The following is a 24,912-nucleotide window of genomic DNA, read 5'->3' as shown; positions in this document are numbered from 1 at the left end:
AGGGACATGACTGAGAATTCAAAGACGATATCGTCCGGCCGGCTCAACCGGCGCACGCTGCTGAAGGCGGCCGGTGCGACCGGCCTCGCATCGGCGATGAATGTGCCATTGGTCAACGTCGCGCGGGCCGCCGGCAACACCATCAAGATCGGTTGGGTCGGTTGCCTCTCCGGCGTCCGGGCGCCGTTTGCCGAACCCGACACCTGGATTCATGAACGCATCAAGGCCCGCCTCAAGGATGGCCTCAAGATCGGCGGCAAGACCTGGCAGGTCGAGTTTGTCTTCAAGGACAATCAGTCCGACCCGAACCGCTCGTCGGTGGTCGCGAGCGAACTGGTGCTGCGCGAGAAATGCGACTTGATCCTGATCGAGGATGGCGACGCGCAGGCTCCGGTGCAGGAGCTCGCCGACGCCCGTGGCATTCCGTCGATTTCGACCATGGTGCCGTGGCAGGGCTGGATGTTTCCGCGCAAGTCGACGCCCGACAAGGGCTTCCCCTACAGCTATCACTTCTTCTGGGGCGCCGATGATGTCGTGAAGAACTTCCTCGGCATGTGGCAGTCGGTCGAGACCAACAAGAAGGTCGGCACGCTCTATATCGACAATCCCGCCGGTCAGGCGTTCTCCGACCCGAAGGTCGGCTTGCCCGGCGGCATTACGCAGGCGGGCTATCAGGAATTCTCCGCCGGAAAATTCCAGATTGCGACCGACGACTTCACCAACCAGGTGTCGTCGTTCAAGGGCAACGGCGTCGACATCATCTCCGGCTTCACTTACGGCAATCACTGGGTGACGCTGTGGAATCAGGCGGCCCAGGCCGGCTTCAAGCCGCAGATCTGCACGGTGGCGGCGGCGTTCCTGTTTCCAAGTGCGGTGAATGCGCTCGGCGATCGTGGTGACGGCATGTCCACCGAAGTGTGGTGGACACCGGCCTATCCGTTCAAGTCGTCGCTGACCGGCCAGACCGCCGCCGAACTCGCCGCGGAATGGGAGAAGACGACGGGCAAGCAATGGACCCAGCCGATCGGCTACGCTCATGCCTTGTGGGAGGTTGCGCTCGCTGCTTTGCAGAACAGCGATCCGAAGGACAGGAATTCGCTGCGCGATGCCATCGCGGGCCTCGACATGGAGACGGTGGTCGGACCGGTGAAGTTCAAGGGAACGCCGATCAAGAACGTCGCGGTGACCTCGCTGTCGGGCGGGCAATGGCGCAAGACCAAGGGCGGCAAGGCGAAATACGAGCTCTTGATCGTGCACAACGGGACGGCGCCGTTCATCCCGAAGCAGGCCGATCTCGCATTGCTTTCGAAGCTCGCCTGAGATGTCACCTCTTCTGCGCGTCAGCGGGCTCTCGAAGCGTTTCGGCGAGATCGTTGTCGCCGACAATGTCGGCTTCGAGCTGGCTCGCGGCGAGTGCCTCGGCGTGATCGGCCCGAACGGCGCCGGCAAGAGCTCGCTGCTCAACCTGATCGTCGGCCTGCTCACGGCCGACGGCGGTTCGATCATGCTCGACGACAGGGAGATCTCAGGCCTGCCGCCGCATCGCCGGGCGCGGCTTGGGCTCGGGCGCGCGTTCCAGATCCCGCAGCCGTTCCCGCATCTGTCGGTTTACGAGAACGCGCTGGTCGCGGCGTCCTACGGCGCGGGCCTGTATGGCGAGGCGGCGTCGAACTGGACGATGGAGGTGCTGCAGCGCACCGAGCTCGACGCCAAGGCGGACAAGCTCGCGGGCGCCTTGCCGCTGATCGACCGTAAGCGGCTGGAATTCGCCAAGGCGCTGGCCTCGAAACCCAAGTTGATCCTGCTCGACGAGATCGCCGCCGGGCTGACCGAGCCGGAGGTCGAGCGCCTCGTTGCCATCATCAAGTCGGTGAAGGCAGATCACGCCATGATCTGGATCGAGCACATTCCGCACGCCTTGCGCGCGGTGTCGGATCGCATTCTGGTGCTCGATTTCGGCCGCAAGGTGCTGGAGGGGCCGCCGGCCGAGGTGATGGACAGCGCCGTGGTGCGCGAGATCTACATGGGATTGAAGGCCGATGGCGTTGCTTGATGTGAACGGCCTGCAGATCTTCTATGGCGATCTCCAGGCCGTGTTCGACATGAATTTCACGGTCGCCGACGGCGAGGCGGTGGCGCTGGTCGGCGCCAACGGCGCCGGCAAGTCCACGTTCCTGAAGGCGCTGGTCGGGCTGAACGAGGAGCGGCGCGGGGCGGTGCATTTCGACGGCATCGACATCTCGCAGATGCCGGCGGAAGAGGTGTCGCAGCTCGGTCTCATCATGGTGCCCGAAGGTCGGCTGCTGTTCGATTCGCTGACCATCGAGGAGAACCTGCTGATGGGCAGCGTTAACCGTCGCAAGGGCAGCTGGACGCTGCGGCGGGTGTTCGACCTGTTCCCGATCCTGGAAGAGCGGCGGCGGATGTTTCCGGGCCAGCTCTCCGGCGGCCAGCAGCAGATGGCGGCGATCGGCCGCGCGCTGATGTCGAACCCGCGGCTGTTGCTGTGCGACGAGATATCGCTCGGGCTCGCGCCCGTCGTGGTCGAGCAGATCTATCGCTCCTTTGCCGACATTCGCCGCGAGGGCACCGCTGTGGTTCTAGTCGAGCAGGACGTCAAGCGCGCGCTCGCGACGGAGCGGATCTACTGCCTGTTGAAGGGACGAGTGTCGCTGACCGGCCCGGCGCAAGGGTTGCAGCCGGAGCAGCTGACGCACGCCTATTTCGGTAACTAGCCAGGATTGGCACGATATGATCTGGGTTGAGACATTGATCAACGGAGCCCTGCTGGGCGGGCTCTACGGCCTGCTCGGCATCGGGCTCGCCCTGGTGTTCGGCGTGATGCGCGTCGTCAACATCGCGCACGGCGAGTTCATGGTGCTGAGCGCGTTCTGCGCCGTGCTGCTTGCCAATTTGTTTCCGCAGGTCTCGCCGCTGCTGATGCTGGTCCCGGTGATCGCGCTGTCCTTTGCGGTCGGCTGGCTCTATCAGGCGGCCATCGTCAACCGGGTCGTGACGTCGCCCGATCCGCTGTCGCCGCTGCTGCTGACCTTCGGCGTCTCGGTGATCCTGCGCAACGTCATGGTAGAAATATTCGGCGCCGACGTGCGCAGCCTGCAGGTCGGCGAGCTGTCGCGCGCCAGCCTCGAGATCGCCGGCCTCAACATCGGCATCATGCCGCTGCTCACGCTGGTGCTGGCCGCACTGCTGTTCATGGCGCTGCAGCTCGTGCTGCGCCATACCGAGTTCGGGCGGATCGTGCGCGCCACCGCCGACCGCCGCGACATCGTCCGGCTGTCCGGCGTCAAGCCGGACAGGGTCTACAACTATGTCATGGGCCTGTCGCTCGCGCTTGGCGCGATCGGCGGCGTGCTGCTCGCGGTGCGGTCGAGCTTCACGCCGTTCTCGGGCGCCGAGCGGCTGCTGATCGCCTTCGAGGTCGTGGTGCTCGGCGGGCTCGGCTCGTTCTGGGGCGCATTGCTCGGCGGCATCGCGCTCGGCATGGCGCAATTGATCGGGCTGAAGATCGATCCGAATGCGGGGCTGCTCTACGCGCATCTCTTGTTCTTCATCATGCTGTTGATCCGCCCGTCGGGTCTCGTGTCGAGCAGGGTATGACGCAGATGCCGACACGGACAATTCTCCTGGCCTGCGCCATCGTGCTGGTCGCGATCATCGGCGGCGCACCCTTCGTGCTGAACGAGGGTATCCTGCGGCTCGCGACCGAATGCCTGCTGCTGCTGACGATGGCGCAGATGTGGAACCTGCTGGCGGGTTACGCCGGGCTGGTGTCGCTCGGCCATCAGGTCTTCATCGCCTTCGGCGCCTATGCGCTGTTCCTGACCTCGGGCTGGCTCGAGGTGACCCCGATCTGGGTGCTGCCGGTGGCGCCGCTGGTGGCCGCGGCCGTCGCGGCGATGATCGCGTTCCCGCTGTTTCGCTTGCGCGACGCCTATTTCTCGATCGCGATGTGGGTGTTCGCCGAGATCATCGGCGCCTTCACGATGAAGTCGCAGGCCGTTGGCGGCACCTCCGGCGTGCCGCTCGCCACCAGCAAGCTGATCGATTTCGACTGGTTCGAGCCGACCATGTTCTGGCTCGCGGGCGGCCTGACGCTCGTCACCATCGCGGCGCTGTACAAGATGATGACCTCGAGCTTCGGGCTCGGGCTGATGAGCGTGCGCGACAATGACCTCGCCGCGATGAGCGTCGGGGTCGACGTCCGGCACAATCGCTTCATCGCCTTCGTGCTGTCGGCGGCGGGATGCGGGCTTGCGGGTGCGTTGAGCTTCATGGGCAATCTGTTCATCGCGCCGCTGGCGGCCTTCGACGTCAACTGGTCCGTCTACATGATGTTCATCGTGATCATCGGCGGTATTGGCACGCTGGAGGGCCCGATCCTCGGCGTCATCATCTTCTTCGGCCTGCGCGAATTGATGACCGGGCCGCTCGGCCTGTCCGGCGGCTGGTATCTGGTCGGCCTCGGCATCATTGCCGTGGTCGTGATGATCGTGGCGCCGCGCGGCATCTGGCCGGCCTTGCGCGATCGCCTCGGCGTGCGGCTGCTCGATGTCCACCGTGCCGCGCCACGACCGGCCGCGGCCGCGATCCTGCCAGCCGCATCGGAACGGGTCGCCGGATGAGGCAGGCCTTCACGCGGTCACCATTGCTTGTATTCTGACGGTTCTGGCTTTGCGTGGAGGGTGTGATGGCTCTGATATTCCGGGGATGCGGATCGGCATTGGCCGGCCTGGTTGCGATGACGATGGCGGCGCCGCTGCCGGCGCAGGCCGAGCGCAGGATGTGGCCGCAGGCGGCGGCCACGCACCCGATGGACGGGCTGACAACGGACGAAATCCGTTCGGTCTCCGAGATTCTCCGCGGCGCCGGCAAGCTCGACGATGCGGCGCGGGTCGTTTCCATGACGGTCGACGAGGACCCCAAGGACGAGGTGCGGGCGTGGAAGCCCGGACACCCCTTCGCACGGCGGGCGAGCGCGACGCTGCTGAGCGGCGGGCACCTCTACGAAGCGCATATCGATCTCGCCGCACGCAGCCTGGTCGGCTGGGATGAGATCAGGGATCATGAGGCCGCGCTGACCATCGACGAGTTGGTGTCGGCCGGCGATCTGCCGAAGCAGGACCCGCGCTGGATCGCCGCGATGGCCAAGCGCGGCATCACCGACTTCCACAATGTGTTGTGCCTGCCGCTGACGGTCGGTCCGGTGAGCGACCCGGCCCTGAAGGGCCGCCGCCTGCTCAACGTTCCCTGCGTCGACACCACCGGCGCCACCAACAATCTCTGGGGCAAGCCGATCGAGAACCTGGTCGCCCAGGTCGATCTCAAGAGCAGGACGGTGCTGTCGGTGACCGATCTCGGCGTGCTGCCGCCGCCAGCGCAGACGCCCTCGCATGCCTATGCCGACTCCGGAAAATACCGCAAGCCGCCGAAGCCGATCGAGATCACTGCGCCCGAGGGCAGCAACGTGAAGGTGGAGGGCGGCCAGGTCCGCTGGGACAACTGGTCGTTCCATGTCCGTCTTGAGCCGCGCGTCGGCGCGGTACTGTCGTTGATCCGCTACGACGACCACGGCACGCTCCGCGACATCGCCTATCAGATCTCGGCGAGCGAGATGTTCGTGCCCTACATGGATCCGGCGCCGACCTGGTCGTTCCGCGCCTATATGGATATCGGCGAATACGGCTTTGGCGTGCTCTCCAGCGAATTGCAGCGCGGCATCGATTGCCCCGAAGGCGCGCATTTCCTCGATCTGACGATCTCGGACACCAAGGGCAATCCGGTTGTCTCCAAGGGCGCGGTCTGCATCTTCGAGCGCCCGACCGGCGATCCGATCTGGCGCCACAGCGAACTGCTCAACAATACCGCCGAGGTGCGGCCGAACAATGAGCTGGTGGTGCGGATGGCGCCGGTGGTCGGCAATTACGACTATCTGGTGGACTACGTGTTCGACCGTGCCGGCAATATCGACGTGCGGCTCGGCGCCTACGGGATCGATGCGACCAAGGGGGTGGCGAGCCGGACCTTGAGCGATCCGACGGCGAAGCAGGATACCGCCTACGGGACGCTGGTCGACGAGCGGCTGCTGGCCGTCAATCACGATCACTACATGACGTTCCGGATCGATATGGACGTCGACGGCACCGCGAACCGGCTGGTCGAGGACCGCTTCAGCGTCCGCCGGCTGGATGAGGGCCAGCGCAAGAGCCTCTGGCAGGTCGACACCAGGCCGGTCGCGACCGAAGGACCGATCACGACGCCGCTGAGCGCGGCGCAGTTCAGGATCGAAAGTACGGGAAAGACCAACAAGCAGGGCTATCGCACCAGCTATCAGCTGGTGCCCGGACATTCCGACGTTTCGCTGCTCGCCAAGGACGATCCGATCCAGTTGCGTGCGGGCTTCAGCGCCTACACGCTATGGACCTCGGCCTACGCCAGGGACGAGAGATATGCCGCAGGCATGTACCCGAACGAGAGTCCTGAGGTCGATGGCTTGCCGAAATGGACCGCCGCGAAGCGGCCGATCGAGGATCGCGACCTCGTGCTGTGGTACACGGTCGGCTTCCGCCACGTGCCGCGCGCCGAGGATTGGCCGGTCATGCCGGGCCTTTGGCACGGCTTCCGGCTCCGCCCGTTCAACTTCTTCGATCGCAATCCCGCGCTCGACGTGCCGCCGATGGTGAATGCCAGGGACACCAAATGAGTGGCCGCGTGCATCGCACGGGAGCGGTGGCCGGCGCGCTGCTGGCGTTGTTGACGGCGCAGCCGGTCGCGTGGGGCGTGACGGCCGAAAACAGCGCTGACGGTGCGTCCTTGCTCTATTTGAGCAGCGGTGACTGGGAGCGCCAATCCACGCCGCACAAGGTCGCGCTCGCGGCCGACTTCATGCGGATCTTCTGCACCGACCAGCGCATGTCGGCGGCATCGCTCGCCGATTGCCTCGACCGCGACAAGGCGGATGGCGCGCCGTTCGAGCGTGCTATCGCTTGCGTTGGCGCACGATAACTTTGGTGTAGTCCTATCCCTGTCATTGCGAGCGAAGCGAAGCAATCCATCGCGCAGCGTGTGGAGGTATGGATTGCTTCGTCGCTGTCGCTCCTCGCAATGACGAAGAGGCCTTACAACGTCTTAGCCGGCCGCTGAGAGGCCGGCGTCGATCCCTTCGGCGATCGCCTTCACATCCGATGAGGTGAGGATCAGGGGCGGGGACAGAATGAGGTTGTTGCCGGAGACGCGCAGCATCACGCCGGCCTCGTAGGCGCTATCTGCCACCTTCGCCATCGTCTTCTTGTCGGCGGGCTTCTTGCTGTCGCGATCGGCGACGAGCTCGAGCGCGGCCATCAGGCCCTTGCCCCTGACGTCGCCGACCAGCGGATGCTTCGCCTTGAGCACGGCCAGCGCCTGCGCGAGGTCCTTGCCGCGGGCGGCGGCGGCATTCTCGTCGAGCTTGAGGCGGCGGGTCTCGGCGAGCGCCGCAAGGCCCGCGGCGCAGCCGACCGGATGGCCTGAATACGTGTAGCCATGGCCGATCGAGCCGAACGTGGTGGTGTCAGTCTCGAAGGTTTCCGCGACCTGCTCGCCGATCAGCGTCGCGCCGAGCGGGAAATAGCCCGAGGTGATCGCCTTGGCCATCGTCATCATGTCGGGCTTGACGCCCCACAGACGCGAACCCGACCACGCGCCGGTGCGTCCGAACCCGGTGACGACCTCGTCGGCGATCATCAGGATGCCGTGCTGGTCGCAGATCTCGCGCGTCAGCTTCATGAAGCTGTCCGGCGGCACGATCACGCCGCCGGCGCCGAGCACCGGCTCCATGATGAAGGCCGCGATGGTATCGGCGCCCTGGAACGCGATCTCCTCCTCCATCGCCGCCGCGCAAAGCTGCGCGAGCCTGGCGGGATCGGCTTCGTTGAAGGGATTGCGATATGTCGACGGCGCCGGCATATGGAAGACGCCAGGCAGCATCGGCTCATAGTTGCGGCGGAAATTGGCGTTGCCGTTGACGGAGGCGCCGCCGAAATGGGTGCCGTGATAGCCCTTTTTCAGCGCCAGGAACTTGGTGCGGTCGGCCTGGCCCTTGATCTTCCAGTATTGCCGCGCAAGCCGCAGCGCGGTCTCGACCGAGTCCGATCCGCCCGACGTGAAGAAGGCGCGAACCATGCCTTCCGGCTTGAACCATTCGGTGAGCTCGTAGGCGAGCTCGATCGAGGGACCGCTCGAGGTGCCGCGGAAGCCCGAATAGTACGGCAGGGCGCCGAGCTGGTCCGCGATCGCCTGCTTGATCGGATCGCAGCTGTAGCCGAGGTTGACGTTCCACAGGCCGCCGACCGCATCGATCACGGTGTTGCCGTCGATGTCGGTGACGTGGACGCCTTGGCCCTTCATCACAATCCGCGGCGGCTGCGCCCGCATCTCGGCGGGATGAGCCATCGGGTGCCAGATCGGCTTGGCGTTGTTCTCAACCAGGAAGTTTCTGTCGCGCATGATCGCTCTCTGTCCGGCTGGAGCCTTTTCCGTTCCGATGGAATCGGAACGGGGCTCCAGATTCTAGTTTTGACGCGTTTTCTTCACGCGAACCGGTACCCACTTCGCTCGAAAACGCTTTAGTCGAATTGCAGCCCGAAGTGCCGAAGGGCCTCGCTGTAGGACGCGGCAGGATCGCGCACGTCAAACAACACCGTGCGCATGTTGCACGCCGCTGCGCCCGCGATGTTGCGACGCTGGTCGTCGACGAAGACGCAATCTTCTGCTTCCAGCGCCAATTCGTCCAGCACGCTTTGATAGGCGCGCGGATCGGGTTTCAGGATCCCGGTATGGGTCGCGTCGACGATGGTGTCGAATTGCTTGAGGATGGAGAGGCGGGTGCGGAACTCCGCACCGTAGAACAGGTCGAGCTCGTTCGAGAGGATCGCAAGCCGGAAACCGGCGTCGGCGGCGAGGGCGATCGCGCGCACCGCCTCGGGGCGGATCACAGTGTCGGGATCGGCGCCGCGCGCACGCTTCACGAAGGTTTCCATGTCGCGCCAGTCTTCGCCGACCAGGCGCCCGACCTCGCGGCTGCGAGTCAGCCAGTAATCGCGTTCTGAAATCTCGCCGCGCTGCATCGCAGCCCAGAGCGGATCGCTGTCGGGGGCAAATGGTCCGAGCCATTTCAGCGTGCACGGCGCGAGTCCGAGCGCGCGCTCGGTCAGATCATGGGTCTCGAACAGGGTCTTCGAGATGACACCGCCGAAGTCGAGCACCAGCGCCTGGGCGAGCGGCCGCGTCATGCGGCAGCCGTCGCGCGGCCGGGGCGGACAATGCCGGCCGCGACCCATCGGTCGAAGATACCGAGCACCGTTTCGTTGAACGCTGCGCTGTTGATGTGGTCCTTGATCTCGTACAGTTCGACCGGCGGCTGGACCGCCGATCGCATCGCGTCGACAAAGGCGGCGAGGGCGTCGGGGTCGTGCAGGGCTTCGCCTTCGCGGTCCCATTGCTGGATGCCGCCGGCTGGGAGCACAAAGGCGACGGGCGCGCTGGCGCCGGCGAGCTTCTCCGCAATCGCGTGGGCGATCCGGCGGCGATCGGCGGCTCCCGAAGTCGCCGACGCGAGCAGCCGGTTGTGCGCGTGGAACGGCCGATCCGAGAGCTCGTTCGGAACCCCAAGCCAGGCCGGGAAGTCGACCATGTCGACAGCCCCGGGGGCGACGATCTGCGGAATGCCGGCTCTGCCCGCATTCTCGAGCCGGTCGGCGCCTGAATTGACCACCGAGCCGGTGAGCTGATTGGCGACCTCCTGCAGGCTGAGGTCCAGCACCGCGGCAAAGCCGCCCTGGGCGGCGATCGACTCCATCGCACGGCCACCCATGCCTGTGGTGTGGAAGACGACCACTTCATAGCCGCGCTGCTCGAGCTGCGGCTTGAGCTCCACCATGTAGCGCAGGCAGCTCTTGCCGAGCGAGGTGATCGCAACGACCGGCCGGTCCCGGCTCGGCTTGATTGCGCTTTTCGCCGCACCGACGATCGCGCCGCAGGCTTGCGACAGCACGGCGGTGCAGGTGCCGTTGAGGCCATAGAGGCCGCCGGCCCACAGGATCATCATCAGATCGGCGGCGACGCGCTCGGGCGGAATCAGATGCGAGAATGCGACGGTCGAGACGATCAGCTTCGGCAGGCCGAGCGGCAGCGCCTGCGCGACGTCGAGCGCAAGGTCGGTTCCCATCGTGCCACCGATCGCGATCACGCCGTCGATAGCGTCTTGTGCCGCGAGCTCGCGCGCCAGATTTGCGGCGCCGATCGCCATCAGGGACATCGCGGAGTTTTCGTCGCCGCTGGATGCGATCGCCGCGATCGTGGTCTGCGCAGCCGATGCCACCGCGTGCTTGTCATGCGCGGGCTGGTACGGTGGATCGCCGAGCACGCTGATGTCCATCATGATCGTGCTGCCGCCGGCGCGGGCGATGGACGCGCTCATGAACAGCAGTTCGTCGGCCTTGGTGTCTCCAGTGCCGATCAGAAGAATGCGGGGCTGCGTGATCTCGGGCATGACCTTCGGCTCGCCGGCGGCGTGAGGGATGTGAACGAGTTGGTTTGCACCCAGCGGGCAGGGCGTTCGGCCATCGTGCGATCACGCTAAGAGGGCGCTGGCCGCGGCGACATCCACCTATCGGTTGATTGCTGCCAAAGCCTTGATTTGGCGAGGATTGCGCCATGCCAGCGGTCCCCGGTCGGGAGCCGCTTTTGTCACCGTCATGATGATCGCGCATGCAGCAAGCCCAGATCGATCTGTTACGCTCGGCCGCAATTCCGGCCCAGCAGCTCTTCATCGGCGGCCGGCCGGTGCAGGCGATTGCCGAGGCTCGGCTCGATGTGGTGTCGCCGATCGACGGCGAGGTGCTGACGACGATTGCAGACGGCGATGCGGCCGATGTCGACCTTGCGGTGAAGGGGGCACGACAGGCCTTCGAGCAGGGAAGCTGGTCGCGCGCGGCGCCGGCGCAGCGCAAGAAGGTGCTGTTGCGGTTCGCCGATCTGATCGAGCAGCACGCGCTCGAGATCGCGGTGCTCGGCGTGCGCGACAACGGCACCGAGATCGGTATGGCCTACAAGGCCGAGCCGCTGTCGGCGGCCGGCACCGTCAGGTACTACGCCGAGGCGATCGACAAGGTGTATGGCGAGATCGCGCCGACCTCGGGTGATGTGCTCGGGCTCGTGCATCGCGAGCCGCTCGGTGTCGTCGGCGTCATCGTGCCTTGGAATTTCCCGCTGATGATCGGGGCGTGGAAGATCGGTCCCGCACTCGCCGCCGGAAACTCGGTCGTGGTCAAGCCGCCGGAGCTGGCATCGCTGACCCTGCTGCGCCTTGCCGAGCTTGCGACCGAGGCTGGCCTGCCGGACGGCGTGCTCAACGTCGTCACCGGCCGCGGCGCATCGGCCGGCGAGGCACTCGCGCTGCATATGGATGTCGATGTGCTGGCCTTCACCGGCTCGGGCGCGGTCGGCCGACGGCTGCTGGAATGCTCGGCGCGGTCGAACCTGAAGCGGGTCCATCTCGAGCTTGGCGGCAAGTCGCCCAACATCGTCTTCGCCGATGTGCCCGACATCAAGCATGCAGCCAAGGTCTCGGCCAACGGCGTCTTCCGTAATTCGGGCCAGGTCTGCGTCGCCGGCTCGCGGCTGCTGGTGCAGTCCGCGATCTATGATCGCTTCATGGATGCGCTGCTCGACGTCACCGCAAAGCTCAGGGTCGGCGATCCCCTCGATCTGACGTCGGATATCGGCGCGATCACGAGCCGAGTGCAGTTGCGCAAGAACCTGGATGCGGTTGCCCGCGCCGAAGCGCAGGGCGCGAGGCGGCTGGTTGGCGGCGAGCAGATCCGCGTCGAGAGCGGCGGCAACTTCATGACGCCTGCGATCCTCACCGAGGTGACGCCATCGATGGAGGTCTGGCGCGAGGAGGTGTTCGGCCCGGTGCTGGCGGTCACGCGGTTCGACGGCGAGGAAGATGCTGTCACGCTCGCCAATTCGACCCCTTATGGACTTGCATCGGCGGTATGGACCGGAAGTCTGTCGACGGCGCATCGCATGGTGCGCGCCATCAAGGCCGGCGTCGTGCACGTCAACGCCTATGGCGGCGCCGATATCACGGTGCCGCTCGGCGGTTTCAAGCAATCCGGCTTCGGACGCGACAAGTCGCTCCACGCCCTCGACGCCTATACCGACCTCAAGACCGCCTGGATCGCGCTATGACATCAGCATCTGCCGAACGCGCCGGCGTTCTGAACCGGTTGCTCGATGCCGAGCAGGAGCGCTTCCGGGCAGTTCATCCGCGCTCGGCGGCGGCCTGGCAGCAAGGGAGGCAGCACTACCTTTATGGCGGTCCGTCGCACTGGATGCGGCGCTGGGCCGGCGGCTTCCCGGTCTATGTCGAGGAGGCGCAGGGCGCACATATCAGGGACATCGACGGTCGCGACTATATCGATTTCTGCCTCGGCGACACCGGCGGCATGTGCGGCCACGCGCCCGAGGCGGTGACGGAAGCCGCGCTGCATCAGCTCAAGCGTGGCGCGACTATGATGCTGCCGACGGAGGACAGCCTCTGGGTCGGTGCCGAACTGTCGCGCCGCTTCGGTCCGAAATACTGGACACTGACGACGTCGGCGACCGACGCCAACCGCGCCGCGATCCGTATCTCGCGCATGATCACCGGTCGGCGCAAGGTGCTGGTGTTCTCCGGCTGCTATCATGGTGGCGTCGAGGAGGCGCATGTCGAGATCCGCGACGGCCGCGTCGGCTTGCGCAACATGATCCATCCCAACGGCATCGATCATGAAGCCATGAGCCGGGTGGTCGAATTCAACGATGTCACCGCGCTCGAGGCGGCGCTGGCGCAGGGCGATACCGCCTGTGTGCTGACCGAGCCGCTGATGACGAACTTCGGCATGATCCCGGTCGACCCTGGTTTCCACCAGGCCCTGCGTGATCTGACCCGCCGCGCCGGCACCGTGCTCATCATCGACGAGACCCATACGCTGTCGTGCGGACCGGGCGGCTACACGGAGGGCCACGGGCTCGAGCCCGACATCTTCGTCGCCGGCAAGGCGATCGCGGGCGGCATCCCTGCCGGCGTGTTCGGTCTGAGCGAGGAGATTGCCGAGCGGCTCTGGAAACTCGTTCCCCACGTCAATCCGCGCGAGCGGCAGTCGGCGCATCTCGGCTTCGGCGGCACGCTTGCCGGCAACGCGCTGACCGTCGCGACCATGCGCGCGGTGCTGGAGAAGGTCCTGACATCAGCGAATTACGAACGGATGATCGAAACCGCGACCTGGCTCGCGCAGGAGGCGCGTCGGCTGATCGAGGCGGCCGGGCTGCCCTGGCACGTCACCCAGATCGGCGCGCGTGCCGAGATCATGTTCATGCCACGGCCGCCGCGCAGCGGCGCCGACGTCATTGCCGGCCGGCAACCCGATCTCGAGACCCTGCTGCATGCGTTCTACATGAACGAGGGCATTCTGGTGACGCCGTTCCACACCATGCTGCTGATGTGTCCGGCGACGTCGAGGCGGGACGTCGACAGGCACACCGCGGTGTTTGCGCAGTTCATCGATTTGCTGCGCGGGGCGGGAGCAATCTGATGCCGGCGCTTCCGTTCAATCTCGACGGCCGGGTCGCCATCGTCACCGGCGGCGGCCGCGGGATCGGTGCGGCTGTTGTCAGGCGCCTCGCGCAAGCCGGTGCGACCGTGGTGATCGCCAACCGGACGCTCGACGTGGCCGAGGCGCTGGCGCGCGAGCTCGCAAACGATGGACGGGCCGCGCATTGCGTTCCGTTCGACCGGCTCGATCGCAGCGGCTTGCGTACGATGATTGACGATATCACCGCCAAGTTCGGCCGGCTCGATATTGTCGTGCACAATGCCGGTGGTTGTCCGTGGGCCTCGCTTGACGAACTCGACGAAGCCAAGCTTGACGATACGCTGGCGCTGAACCTCAACGCCAGCATCTGGCTCGCACAGGCTGCGATTCCGTATATGCGTGCCATCAGCTTCGGACGCATTCTGGTGACATCCTCGGTCTCGGCACGCGTCGCGATGGGCGGCGGCGCGCATTACTCGGCGGCGAAGGCCGGCGTCAACGCGTTTATCCGCGGCGCCGCCTTCGAGCTCGCGCGCGACGGCATCACGGTCAATGGCGTCGAAGCCGGCTTCATCGAGAAGCCCGGCCGGGGCACCATGAGCGCGCCGGAGAACAAGGCGAAGCTCGAGCGCTTCATCCCGATGGGGCATATGGGGAGCGCGGACGACATCGCCTGCGCGATGCTCTATCTCGCCTCCACTGAGGCCAAATATGTCACCGGGCAGACCATCGTCGTCGACGGCGGCTCGACGCTACCGGAGACCGGATTTGCCGTCGAACGGCAGTGGGGGCTCTAGATGAGCATGATCCTTTCGGAACACCGGTTTCCACTCTTCCGGATCATGCTCTGATGCCGCGGCTCGACGGAAAGACCGCGCTGGTCGCCGGCGCGGCCACAGGGATCGGCCGGGCCACGGCTTCACTGCTGGCATTGAGCGGTGCGCGCGTCGTGCTGTTCGGGCTCGGCGACGCCGAGCTTCAGGCCGTCGCGGCGGAGTGCGGCGGGCAGGCGGTCCATGGCGACGTCACGCGTGCGGACGACATTGCCAATGCTGTCGCCGCCTGCGGCGCCTGGCTCGACATCGTCGTCAACGCCGCCGGCTTGATCGTGCCGGATCAGCCTGCAAGCGTCTCCGATGAGGTCTGGGCCAGGACGCTTGATGTCAACCTCACGGGGACCATGCGGGTCTGCCGGGCATCCCTGCCGCTGCTCCGGCAGCGCGGCGGCGCGATCGTCAACATCGCCTCGGTTGCCGCGTTCAATGCCAGTCCGGACAGCACAAGCTACGCCGCCAGCAAGGCGGCCGTCGTCGCCTATACGCGTTCGCTGGCCTACGCCCACGGCGCCGACGGCATTCGCGCCAATGCCGTCGCGCCCGGCTGGGTGCGGACGCCGATGAGCGCTTATGAAATGCAGTTGCTCGCGGACCAGAATGGCACCACCGCCGAGACCGAATTTCGCGGCGTCGAGCGACGGATCGCATTGGGACGGATGGCCGAGCCCGCCGAGATCGCGGCATGCTGCCTATTCCTCGCTTCCGACGAGGCGTCCTTCGTGACCGGTGCGGTGCTGGTCGCCGACGGCGGTGGCCGCTCGCCGACGCAAAACCGCGCCGTGTAGACGGCCGGTTGGCGTCGCGGCGCGGGCGGCCGGCACCTTGATAAGGATCGGCGGATTTGGCACTCTCGCGTCGTCACGTCATTCGATCGAGGGGCGTTATGGACAAGTCATTTTCTGTGATCATTGCCGCGGCCGCTTCGATCGTCGTTCTGTCATCGACGGCGGCGCGATGCGGCGACTATCCGTTTGGTGATCCGCCGTACCGGCTGGACTACGTGCAGGAGCCTCAGATCGAATCGGGCTGCTGGAAATGGAATTGGCAGCAATATCAGTGGCAGGACTACTGCCCGGTCTACGTCTATCCGAAGGCGTATATGTTTTCGCGCGCGTCGCGCGTCGTGCTCCGCACCAAGGGGTGAGGGGCGGCCGGCTTCATGACTTGCTTCGTGTCACCCCAGTCGGTGTGGCGCGGAGCGCGCAGTAGACCGGGCCGAATTGCTGTCGCGCTTGACCGTCTTGTTTGGCACGCGCTCCGCGCAAGCGCGGAGCGCTTGTCGCGAGGGAAGGCCGCTTCGCGGTTTTCCGGATCAGGCTTTGATCAGTGCGCGATGGCGCAGGCCACCTGGTGGTGCTTGCCGAAGTTGAGGAGCGCGTTTTCGCGGAAGCCGTCCAGCCAGATGCCGTGACCGGCATAGCGATATCCGACTCCCATTGGCACCAGCCGCACACGCACGCCGCCGGAATGACCGGTCAGCAGCGAGGCGGTGACCACTTCGCCCTCGACCGACACGGCGCGCGGGCACAGCGGATACTGATGGCCATTCTCGCAGGTGAAGACGATCTCGGTGCAGGTGCCGGCCGGTGCTTTCGTGATCAGGCCGAGGTCCGCGGCCGCCGCCGGCCGGGAAGCGCCTGATAACGTTGCGCCCAAGGCCAGCATGCCCGCGACCATGTAGCAAATCCGAATACGCATCAGTGCCCCCTCGTCCAACGATAGGCAAAGTAATTGAGCAAAAAATATCTCGCGCTAAATGAGCAAAAAAAACCTCCAAGGTCAAACCGCTCCACCCGGTGCAGCGCGGCGTATCGCGTCAATCACTTGGGGATTCGGCATTAGGTGTTGCGCGTTTGCTTCAGTGGAACGGAATTCAGTCGAAGACTGTCCGGCTGCGGCAACGTGTCTTTACTGGCCACAATTGGCCTGCAAGTGGTGAAGGGTATTTGCGTCGTTTCGCGGCGACATCGGGGGTAGGAATGAACTTCCGTGGTGCCATTGCAGGTTCGCTACTGACCTTGATGATCGTCCCTGCGGCTCACGCGCAGACGCCATCTCCTCAACCGGTGAGCGGCCGGGCGGCGGCGGCTCAGCCTGCTCAGGGCGATCAATCGTTCTCCGGCCCGAGCTTTCGCAAGGGCTTGTGGCGCTTCATCCGGACGCTCGACGTCGTCAAAAGCGCGAACAAGAATTTCAAGTACCGGGTGGTCAACGCGGAAACGACGCGCTGCGTCGACCCGACCTTCGCCATGAAGGCTACCTTCTCACCAGAACCGGTCGGAAGCTGCGTCTCGGACAAGCCTGAAAAGGTCGGCAATCAGTACACCTTCGGGCACCGATGCGATTACATGGGCGCGGTCAGCACCGTGATCACGGTGCGCAGCGACGAGGCCTATACCGAGCTGAACGAGGTCAGCACCGGCGAGCATCCCAGGACCGACACGGTGGTCGCGACGCGGATCGGCGACTGCGACGATGGCGGCGTTGCCAACACCGCGAAATCCTCCGCTGCGGCGCGATTGCAGCAATAGCGCTTGATCAGCCAAGGCAGCTTGCCAGCATCAGGCTCCTCGGAGGCTGCGGCCCAGGCCCGGTTCCCGCCGGCGGCCGGACCCTTTTTTTCGGAGAGGGTCTTCCGCAGCCGGCCTTGATCGTGCTTCGCGCCGGGTCGAGTCTTGACTGCGCAGAACTCCAACCAAAAGGACGAGTGTTTACTCGACCTTAACGCGAAGTGTTCTGGAATGAAGTGAGGTGGGGCGTGCTTCAAGTGAAGTCACGCGATGCGCATCGTGCAGCCGATAAGGATTCAACGAATGACTTCGCGTGAGGGCTTCGGGCAGTCGAAGGTCTTCGCATGCACGCTTGGCGTCGTGGCAGCCCTTGCCGTGTCCTTGCTCGCTTCCCGCGGCGCGGCGGCTGAGGAGAGCTTCAGCGGGCCGACCTTCCGAAAGGGGATGTGGCGATTCACGCGGACGCTGGAAATGGTCTCGCCCTCGAACGTCCGGCAAAAGCTGCTCGAGCGCGAAATGACGCGCTGCGTCGACCCGACCCAGGCGATGAAGGCGACGTTTTCATCGCCATCGATCGGAAATTGCCATTCTTCAAGGCCTGAGAAGATCAGCAACAGGTACGTCTTCTCCAACCGGTGCGACTACATGGGGCCGGTCAGCACCGTCATCACGGTGCTGAGCGACGAGGCCTATACCGAGGTCAACGAAGTCCACGGCCAGGCGCCGCGGATGGACCGAGTGGTCGCCCGCCGGATCAGTGATTGCCACGAGGACCGGGCATCGCTTGGCCAGCCTGCCGGTGCACCGAGCGAGGTCTCGCACGACGTCGAGCAGGAAACGGCTGAAGGCGAGCCGCTCTAAGTCGGTGCTCAGGCCCCGCAACGCCTGGCTGCCGATGCGGATCCTGGAAGGGCGGGCAATCAAGAGCGCTGGCGGCGCCGTCAGATCTTTTGCTGGTTGCCTGGCCCGCTCACCTTGACGGTGATCTTCTGAATCTCGGTGCGGCCGCCCTGATACTTGACCTCGATGGTCAAGGCGTCGTCGCCGAGGAATTCGGGCGGCGCCTTGTAGAAGGCGACATAGGCGGGCACCTCGAGCGCCAGGCAGGCCTTGTAATTGGTGGCCTTGGCCTTCGCTGACTTCACCACGACCTTTCCGGCAGTGGGTGGACTGACCAGACGGATGGTTGGCAGGGGCCCCGACGTGCAGTCAGGCAGCACATTGAGATAAATGCCGATTTGGGTGTCCCGGTTGGCCAGCGTCCGAACCTGGCGTTCGACGGTGGTCTCCGGCGGGACCGGCGCTGGCGTCGGGGTTTGTGCTGATGCCGCGTCGATCGCACTCCAAAGGAGAACCGCGGCGCATCCCTGACGAATCACCCGCATCGACCACTCCAAATCACCGGCAACGTGCAACTCGCCCGCGCGGACAGACCGCCTTTCGGCCGAGCTGAAACAACTAAGCTGTTGTTCTTGCGGCTGCGACCTGTTCGATCTTTACCACACTCGCAGGGAAAGCATTGATTAACCAAATACATTTCTTGACCGGAGGGAGGGTTAACAATAGCCTAAAATTAGATTTTTCTACAATTTTTCCTCTAATCGCATTTTGCGGGGCTGATAATGCAGGGTTCGTTTCAGGTCGCTCAGGCTACCGGCACCGGCAATTCCACCAATTCGGCTCCCGTACGAATTTACAAGCTGACGAAGCCACTGACCGATCAGGCAGTGGTCGTCAGTCTTGGATACGACCAGAAAGCGAAGGTCGACTTCTCGTCGATCGCGAACGAGAAGATCACGCTGGTTCATATCGGCGAAAAGCTGATCATCCTGTTCGACAACCAGTCGACCGTCACGGTTGAGCCGTTCTTCGACTCTCGCGCGGATGGACAGAGCAACGTCACAATCGAGATGGCGCCCGGTCGCGACGTCTCGGTGCAAGAGTTTGCAAGCCTGTTTCCGATCAGCACGGACTCCTCCGTGTTGCCGGCGGCCGACAATGGCGGCAACTCGAACGGCAACGCGCAGGCGAGCGGTGCGAATTTCAATCCATTCGTGGTCGATCCGCTGGACCCGGTGCCCACCAACGTACTGGCTGGGCCGGAGGGACTGCCGGATATCACGACGCCGGGGCCGACAGGCACCACTCTCCCACAGGCAACTACGCCTGCCGCACCCACTGTTTCCCTCGGCACCGCGCCAGACCTGGCGGTGGACGAGAGCTTCCTGACCGTTGCGACCAACGGTATCGCCGGCTCGGGACTGGGACCCGCGGGATCGACCGTGGCGACGGGACTGATGCCGTTCTCGATCACCGTGCCCGGTGGTGAGAAGTCGCTGACCTTTGCGCTGTCGATCAGCGCGCAAGGCGTCGACTCCGGTCTGATCGATTCACAGACCGGCAATCACGTGTTCCTGTTCATCGAGAACGGACAGGTCGTTGGCAGGGAAGGAGGTCAGAACGGCCTCGCTGACTTCACGATCTCCGTGGACGCAACTGGCCATATCACACTTACCGATCTGCGCTCGATGCACGAGGGGACCGGCGAGGCGGGCGGTGACATCAACGAAGGCGTGCATCTGCCGTCCGGGATGGTCACGCTGACTGCGACGGTGACCGATAACCTCAACCAGACGGGAACCGCGACCGCCGATGTCGGTCCGCACCTGACGTTCCTGGACGACGGCCCGGCGATCGCGCTGAGCGGGACGATTGCTTCGCTGAACACGTACGAGGCCTATCTGTCGGCGGCGACCAATGCCGGCATCAACGGCTCGACCCCGGATGCGTCGCCGACGCAAGGCCATGCGCTGGACAAGGAGAGCTTCGCCGGCGCGTTCACGGTAGTGACCGGCGCCGATGGCGCGACCACGGCCTACGCGCTGAGCATCGCAGCCAACGGCACCGCGACCAATTTGGTCGACAGCGCCTCCGGCCTTGCCGTGGTGCTCGACCAGAGCGGCAATACGGTGTCGGGTTATGTGACCGGCCATGAGGGCCAGGCTGCGTGGCTGGTGTTCACGCTGACGGTCAACACCGCGACCGGCGACGTGACGCTGACGCAGGACCGTGCGGTGCACGAGAACACCGCGTCGAGCCCGGACACCGGCGAAGGCATCAGCCTGACCGGCGGTCTGGTGACGCTGACGGCGACGGTGACCGACAGGGACGGTGACAGCGCCAGCCAGAAGCTCGACCTCAGCACCCATGTCACCTTCCACGACGACGGGCCGTCGATCGCGCTGAGCGGGACGGTCAACTCATTGAACAGCTACGAGGCCTATCTGTCGGCGGCGACCAATGCCGGCATCAACGGCTCGACCCCGGATGCGGCGCCGACCCAGGGCCATGCGCTGGACACCGAGAGCTTTGCCGGCGCGTTCACGGTGGTGACCGGCGCCGACAATGCAACCACGGCCTATGCGCTGAGCATCGCGGCCAACGGCACCGCGACCAATTTGGTCGACAGCGCCTCCGGCCTTGCCGTGGTGCTCGACCAGAGCGGCAATACGGTGTCGGGTTATGTGACCGGCCATGAGGGCCAGGCTGCGTGGCTGGTGTTCACGCTGACGGTCAACACCGCGACCGGCGACGTGACGCTGACGCAGGATCGTGCGGTGCACGAGAACACCGCGTCGAGCCCGGACACCGGCGAAGGCATCAGCCTGACCAGCGGTCTGGTGACGCTGACGGCGACGGTGACCGACAAGGACGGTGACAGCGCCAGCCAGAAGCTCGACCTCAGCACCCACGTCACGTTCCACGACGACGGGCCGTCGATCGCGCTGAGCGGAACGGTCAACTCATTGAACAGCTACGAGGCCTATCTGTCGGCGGCGACCAATGCCGGCATCAACGGCTCGACCCCGGATGCGCTGCCGACCCAGGGCCATGCGCTCGACAAGGAGAGCTTCGCCGGCGCGTTCACGGTCGTGACCGGTGCCGATGGCGCAACCACGGCCTATGCGCTGAGCATTGCCGCCAATGGCACCGCGACCAACCTGATCGACAGCGCCTCCGGTCTTGCCGTGGTGCTCGACCAGAGCGGCAACACGGTGTCGGGCTATGTGACCGGCCATGAAGGTGACGCGGCCTGGCTGGTGTTCACGCTGTCGGTCAACACCGCGACCGGCGATGTGACGCTGATGCAGGATCGTGCGGTGCACGAGAACACCGCCTCGAGCCCCGACACCGGCGAAGGCATCAGCCTGACCGGCGGTCTGGTGACGCTGACGGCGACGGTGACCGACAAGGACGGTGACAGCGCCAGCCAGAAGCTCGACCTCAGCACCCATGTCACCTTCCACGACGACGGGCCGTCGATCGCGCTGAGCGGAACGGTCAACTCATTGAACAGCTACGAGGCCTATCTGTCGGCGGCGACCAACGCCGGCATCAACGGCTCGACCCCGGATGCGCTGCCGACCCAGGGCCATGCGCTCGACAAGGAGAGCTTCGCCGGCGCGTTCACGGTCGTGACCGGTGCCGATGGCGCAACCACGGCCTATGCGCTGAGCATTGCCGCCAATGGCACCGCGACCAACCTGATCGACAGCGCCTCCGGTCTTGCCGTGGTGCTGGACCAGAGCGGCAATACGGTGTCGGGTTATGTGACCGGCCATGAGGGCCAGGCTGCGTGGCTGGTGTTCACGCTGACGGTCAACACCGCGACCGGCGACGTGACGCTGACGCAGGACCGTGCGGTGCACGAGAACACCGCGTCGAGCCCGGACACCGGCGAAGGCATCAGCCTGACCGGCGGTCTGGTGACGCTGACGGCGACGGTGACCGACAGGGACGGTGACAGCGCCAGCCAGAAGCTCGACCTCAGCACCCATGTCACCTTCCACGACGACGGGCCGTCGATCGCGCTGAGCGGGACGGTCAACTCATTGAACACCTACGAGGCCTATCTGTCGGCTTCGACCAACGCCGGCATCAACGGCTCGACCCCGGATGCGGTACCGACCCAGGGCCATGCGCTGGACAAGGAGAGCTTCGCCGGCGCGTTCACGGTGGTGACCGGCGCCGATGGCGCGACCACGGCCTATGCGCTGAGCATCGCAGCCAATGGCACCGCGACCAATTTGGTCGACAGCGCCTCCGGTCTTGCCGTGGTGCTCGACCAGAGCGGCAATACGGTGTCGGGTTATGTGACCGGCCATGAGGGCCAGGCTGCGTGGCTGGTGTTCACGCTGACGGTCAACACCGCGACCGGCGACGTGACGCTGACGCAGGACCGTGCGGTGCACGAGAACACCGCGTCGAGCCCGGACACCGGCGAAGGCATCAGCCTGACCGGCGGTCTGGTGACGCTGACGGCGACGGTGACCGACAGGGACGGTGACAGCGCCAGCCAGAAGCTCGACCTCAGCACCCATGTCACCTTCCACGACGACGGGCCGTCGATCGCGCTGAGCGGGACGGTCAACTCATTGAACAGCTACGAGGCCTATCTGTCGGCGGCGACCAATGCCGGCATCAACGGCTCGACCCCGGATGCGGTGCCGACCCAGGGCCATGCGCTGGACACCGAGAGCTTTGCCGGCGCGTTCACGGTGGTGACCGGCGCCGACAATGCAACCACGGCCTATGCGCTGAGCATCGCGGCCAACGGCACCGCGACCAATTTGGTCGACAGCGCCTCCGGCCTTGCCGTGGTGCTCGACCAGAGCGGCAATACGGTGTCGGGTTATGTGACCGGCCATGAGGGCCAGGCTGCGTGGCTGGTGTTCACGCTGTCGGTCAACACCGCGACCGGCGACGTGACGCTGACGCAGGATCGTGCGGTGCACGAGAACACCGCGTCGAGCCCGGACACCGGCGAAGGCATCAGCCTGACCAGCGGTCTGGTGACGCTGACGGCGACGGTGACCGACAAGGACGGTGACAGCGCCAGCCAGAAGCTCGACCTCAGCACCCACGTCACGTTCCACGACGACGGGCCGTCGATCGCGCTGAGCGGGACGGTCAACTCATTGAACAGCTACGAGGCCTATCTGTCGGCGGCGACCAATGCCGGCATCAACGGCTCGACACCGGATGCGGTGCCGACCCAGGGCCATGCGCTCGACAAGGAGAGCTTCGCCGGCGCGTTCACGGTGGTGACCGGCGCCGATGGCGCGACCACGGCCTACGCGCTGAGCATCGCAGCCAACGGCACCGCGACCAATTTGGTCGACAGCGCCTCCGGCCTTGGCGTGGTGCTCGACCAGAGCGGCAACACGGTGTCGGGTTACGTGACCGGCCATGAAGGGGACGCGGCCTGGCTGGTGTTCACGCTGTCGGTCAACACCGCGACCGGCGACGTGACCCTGACGCAGGACCGTGCGGTGCACGAGAACACGGCGTCGAGCCCCGACACTGGTGAAGGCATCAGCCTGACCGGCGGTCTGGTGACGCTGACGGCGACGGTGACCGACAGGGACGGCGACAGCGCCAGCCAGAAACTCGACCTCAGCACCCATGTCACCTTCCACGACGACGGTCCGGCCTGGGCGTCGGCAGAGCATGGAGTGATTGCCAATGTGGCGGGCATCAGCGTAATTGGAGATCTGCAATTCACAACTGGCGCAGATGGCTTGGGATCACTCTATTTCACGGGCGTATCCCTGGATCCGCTACACCCTACTGCAACGACGATCCAAGCGGGTGGATATGCGGTCTCGGAATATGTGGATGCAGGTGGCGTCCTCCACGGTGTTGCCAATGGGGCGGACGTCTTCAAGGTGGCGCTTGACCCGACAACATCGACTTACTCGTTCTACCTGCTCCATACGCTGGATTCATATTCAACACAGTCCATCAATACCTCTGGTGCCGTACATGGTGCTGGTCCGGCTACTTATGCGGTCTTGTCGGACACGAGCGGCAATGCTGTAGTCACATTGACGGGCTACCACACGACCGGATCGTTTAATGCGGCGAGCTGGTTTGGCGAAACGCACGATACGCTGACGAGCGCGAAGCTCACCCAGGACACCATCAACGCGAGTTCGTCGGGCTTGGGCGTCCACAACAACAACTTCAATCAAGGCGATTTCATGCGCTTTGATCTTGGGGCGGTAGGCGATAACAGCAATGGCGATACCTGGACGTACGGCCACGCGCCCGGCGCATCGGCCGTAGGGACCGGGAATCAGATTTCATTCACGGTCAGGGCCATCGGCGGTTCGACAATCATCGACTATGTCGTGCACAGTGACGACGGCACGGTGACCTCCCACGTCTACAATTCGGCCACCGATGGGAACACTCTTACGGCGACCGGGCATGGGAATATCGACTACGTCGAACTGTACGATGTCTCCGGCAAATCCAAGATACTGCTGGCCGGGATAACCGAACTCGTCAACAACGGCGCAACCGACGTCCCCTTCACTGTGGGCGTCAAGGACGGCGACGGAGATGTCGCTACCGGCTCATTCGATGTAAATGTGAACGGCGGGACGACTCTTTCGGGGACCGCCTGCAATGATGTCATTGTTGCCGGGGTGACCAATGAAACGCTCACTGGTAATGGTGGGGACGACAAGTTCGTTCTCAATCTTGCAGCCCACTTTACCATTAGTGATTTCAACAGCGGTGACTTGGTCCTTCTCGACGTGGCCGGTCTAAGTCTCCCAGCGGGCACTTCAAATCCTCTTACGGCGAACCAGTTTACGTCATCGGCAGTCACGGGGGGGACTGAGAATAACGCGAGCGCCTGGAATGAAAGTGGAAGCACGAACAAGTTCTTCTTCAACAATGCGACGCATGAGCTCTGGTACTCCGCAAATGGCGCCGGATCCGACAAGGTGGACCTAGCGCATCTGAGCACCGGCGTTCCGGCGGCCGCGAACATTCATATTTTCTAGGCAACGCTCGCAGCAAAAACGAAATCCGCGGAGACCACTCCGCGGACTTTGTCTTTTGGATTGTCACTTGATTGAA

20 protein-coding genes are annotated in these 24,912 nt (G+C 64.8%); 15 read left to right on the top strand and 5 right to left on the bottom strand.

All coding sequences use genetic code 11. The features are described 5' to 3' along the window. Positions 1-6: 6 nt before the first annotated feature. From ACVW1C_RS05290 to ACVW1C_RS05260, 7 genes are all read left to right on the top strand, one after another. Positions 7-1,320 carry an ABC transporter substrate-binding protein gene (locus ACVW1C_RS05290; protein ID WP_456757496.1) on the top strand — a complete coding sequence of 438 codons (1,314 nt, stop codon included), beginning with the start codon at positions 7-9 and terminating at the stop codon, positions 1,318-1,320. Position 1,321: 1 nt separating this feature from the next. Beyond that, positions 1,322-2,053 carry an ABC transporter ATP-binding protein gene (locus ACVW1C_RS05285; RefSeq protein WP_456757495.1) on the top strand — a complete coding sequence of 244 codons (732 nt, stop codon included), beginning with the start codon at positions 1,322-1,324 and terminating at the stop codon, positions 2,051-2,053. Next, on the top strand, positions 2,040-2,735 hold the full coding sequence (locus tag ACVW1C_RS05280) for an ABC transporter ATP-binding protein (RefSeq protein ID WP_456757494.1): 696 nt from the start codon (positions 2,040-2,042) through the stop codon (positions 2,733-2,735). Before ACVW1C_RS05285 ends, ACVW1C_RS05280 begins: the two co-directional genes overlap by 14 nt. 16 nt (positions 2,736-2,751) lie before the next feature. Then, a complete protein-coding gene (locus ACVW1C_RS05275; RefSeq protein WP_456757493.1) occupies positions 2,752-3,618 on the top strand; it encodes a branched-chain amino acid ABC transporter permease in 867 nt (288 codons plus the stop codon). Continuing rightward, positions 3,615-4,643, top strand: coding sequence for a branched-chain amino acid ABC transporter permease (locus ACVW1C_RS05270; protein ID WP_456757492.1), 1,029 nt, complete (start codon positions 3,615-3,617; stop codon positions 4,641-4,643). Before ACVW1C_RS05275 ends, ACVW1C_RS05270 begins: the two co-directional genes overlap by 4 nt. Before the next feature lie 65 nt (positions 4,644-4,708). Next, positions 4,709-6,721 carry a copper amine oxidase gene (locus tag ACVW1C_RS05265; RefSeq protein ID WP_456757491.1) on the top strand — a complete coding sequence of 671 codons (2,013 nt, stop codon included), beginning with the start codon at positions 4,709-4,711 and terminating at the stop codon, positions 6,719-6,721. A 26-nt stretch (positions 6,722-6,747) separates the two neighbouring features. Then, a complete protein-coding gene (locus ACVW1C_RS05260) occupies positions 6,748-7,023 on the top strand; it encodes a hypothetical protein (RefSeq protein ID WP_456757490.1) in 276 nt (91 codons plus the stop codon). A 123-nt stretch (positions 7,024-7,146) separates the two neighbouring features. Here the strand turns inward: ACVW1C_RS05260 and ACVW1C_RS05255 are convergent, their stop codons facing one another. The 3 genes from ACVW1C_RS05255 to ACVW1C_RS05245 form a co-directional block, all read right to left on the bottom strand. After that, positions 7,147-8,502: an aminotransferase class III-fold pyridoxal phosphate-dependent enzyme gene (locus ACVW1C_RS05255; protein WP_456757489.1), complete on the bottom strand. Its 1,356-nt coding sequence runs from the start codon at positions 8,500-8,502 to the stop codon at positions 7,147-7,149. A 119-nt stretch (positions 8,503-8,621) separates the two neighbouring features. Then, positions 8,622-9,287, bottom strand: a complete 666-nt coding sequence (locus ACVW1C_RS05250; RefSeq protein WP_456757488.1) for an HAD family hydrolase — start codon at positions 9,285-9,287, stop codon at positions 8,622-8,624. Next, a complete protein-coding gene (locus tag ACVW1C_RS05245) occupies positions 9,284-10,546 on the bottom strand; it encodes a Tm-1-like ATP-binding domain-containing protein (protein ID WP_456757487.1) in 1,263 nt (420 codons plus the stop codon). Before ACVW1C_RS05245 ends, ACVW1C_RS05250 begins: the two co-directional genes overlap by 4 nt. 218 nt (positions 10,547-10,764) lie before the next feature. On the opposite strand from ACVW1C_RS05245, the gene ACVW1C_RS05240 reads away from it, so the two are divergent. The 5 genes from ACVW1C_RS05240 (at position 10,765) to ACVW1C_RS05220 (ending at position 15,614) form a co-directional block, all read left to right on the top strand. Further along, positions 10,765-12,249, top strand: coding sequence for an aldehyde dehydrogenase (locus ACVW1C_RS05240; protein ID WP_456757486.1), 1,485 nt, complete (start codon positions 10,765-10,767; stop codon positions 12,247-12,249). Further along, the gene (locus tag ACVW1C_RS05235; protein ID WP_456757485.1) at positions 12,246-13,634 is read left to right on the top strand and encodes a transaminase; all 1,389 of its coding nucleotides are present in this window, start codon (positions 12,246-12,248) and stop codon (positions 13,632-13,634) included. The genes ACVW1C_RS05240 and ACVW1C_RS05235 overlap by 4 nt, the downstream gene beginning before the upstream one ends. Beyond that, a complete protein-coding gene (locus tag ACVW1C_RS05230) occupies positions 13,634-14,431 on the top strand; it encodes an SDR family NAD(P)-dependent oxidoreductase (protein WP_456757484.1) in 798 nt (265 codons plus the stop codon). Before ACVW1C_RS05235 ends, ACVW1C_RS05230 begins: the two co-directional genes overlap by 1 nt. A gap of 53 nt (positions 14,432-14,484) precedes the next feature. Next, on the top strand, positions 14,485-15,255 hold the full coding sequence (locus ACVW1C_RS05225) for an SDR family NAD(P)-dependent oxidoreductase (RefSeq protein ID WP_456757483.1): 771 nt from the start codon (positions 14,485-14,487) through the stop codon (positions 15,253-15,255). 98 nt (positions 15,256-15,353) lie between these two features. After that, positions 15,354-15,614 carry a hypothetical protein gene (locus ACVW1C_RS05220; protein ID WP_456757482.1) on the top strand — a complete coding sequence of 87 codons (261 nt, stop codon included), beginning with the start codon at positions 15,354-15,356 and terminating at the stop codon, positions 15,612-15,614. Positions 15,615-15,793: 179 nt separating this feature from the next. On the opposite strand, the gene ACVW1C_RS05215 is transcribed toward ACVW1C_RS05220, so the two are convergent. Beyond that, positions 15,794-16,168, bottom strand: a complete 375-nt coding sequence (locus tag ACVW1C_RS05215) for a hypothetical protein (RefSeq protein WP_456757481.1) — start codon at positions 16,166-16,168, stop codon at positions 15,794-15,796. A 248-nt stretch (positions 16,169-16,416) separates the two neighbouring features. On the opposite strand from ACVW1C_RS05215, the gene ACVW1C_RS05210 reads away from it, so the two are divergent. After that, the gene (locus ACVW1C_RS05210; RefSeq protein ID WP_456757480.1) at positions 16,417-17,001 is read left to right on the top strand and encodes a hypothetical protein; all 585 of its coding nucleotides are present in this window, start codon (positions 16,417-16,419) and stop codon (positions 16,999-17,001) included. Between the two features lie 282 nt (positions 17,002-17,283). Continuing rightward, on the top strand, positions 17,284-17,841 hold the full coding sequence (locus ACVW1C_RS05205) for a DUF3617 domain-containing protein (RefSeq protein ID WP_456757479.1): 558 nt from the start codon (positions 17,284-17,286) through the stop codon (positions 17,839-17,841). 80 nt (positions 17,842-17,921) lie between these two features. On the opposite strand, the gene ACVW1C_RS05200 is transcribed toward ACVW1C_RS05205, so the two are convergent. Beyond that, complete coding sequence (locus ACVW1C_RS05200; protein ID WP_456757478.1) at positions 17,922-18,365, bottom strand: hypothetical protein; 444 nt, start codon at positions 18,363-18,365, stop codon at positions 17,922-17,924. A 237-nt stretch (positions 18,366-18,602) separates the two neighbouring features. Here ACVW1C_RS05200 and ACVW1C_RS05195 point away from each other — a divergent pair, with 237 nt between their 5' ends. Continuing rightward, positions 18,603-24,836 (top strand): DUF5801 repeats-in-toxin domain-containing protein, encoded by a 6,234-nt coding sequence (locus tag ACVW1C_RS05195; RefSeq protein WP_456757477.1) that lies wholly within the window; start codon positions 18,603-18,605, stop codon positions 24,834-24,836. Positions 24,837-24,912: the final 76 nt, after the last annotated feature.

The organism is Bradyrhizobium sp. USDA 4011, assembly GCF_054063415.1.
The sequence above is the reverse complement of the archived record's forward strand: the minus strand, read 5'-3'. Positions and strand labels throughout refer to the sequence as shown.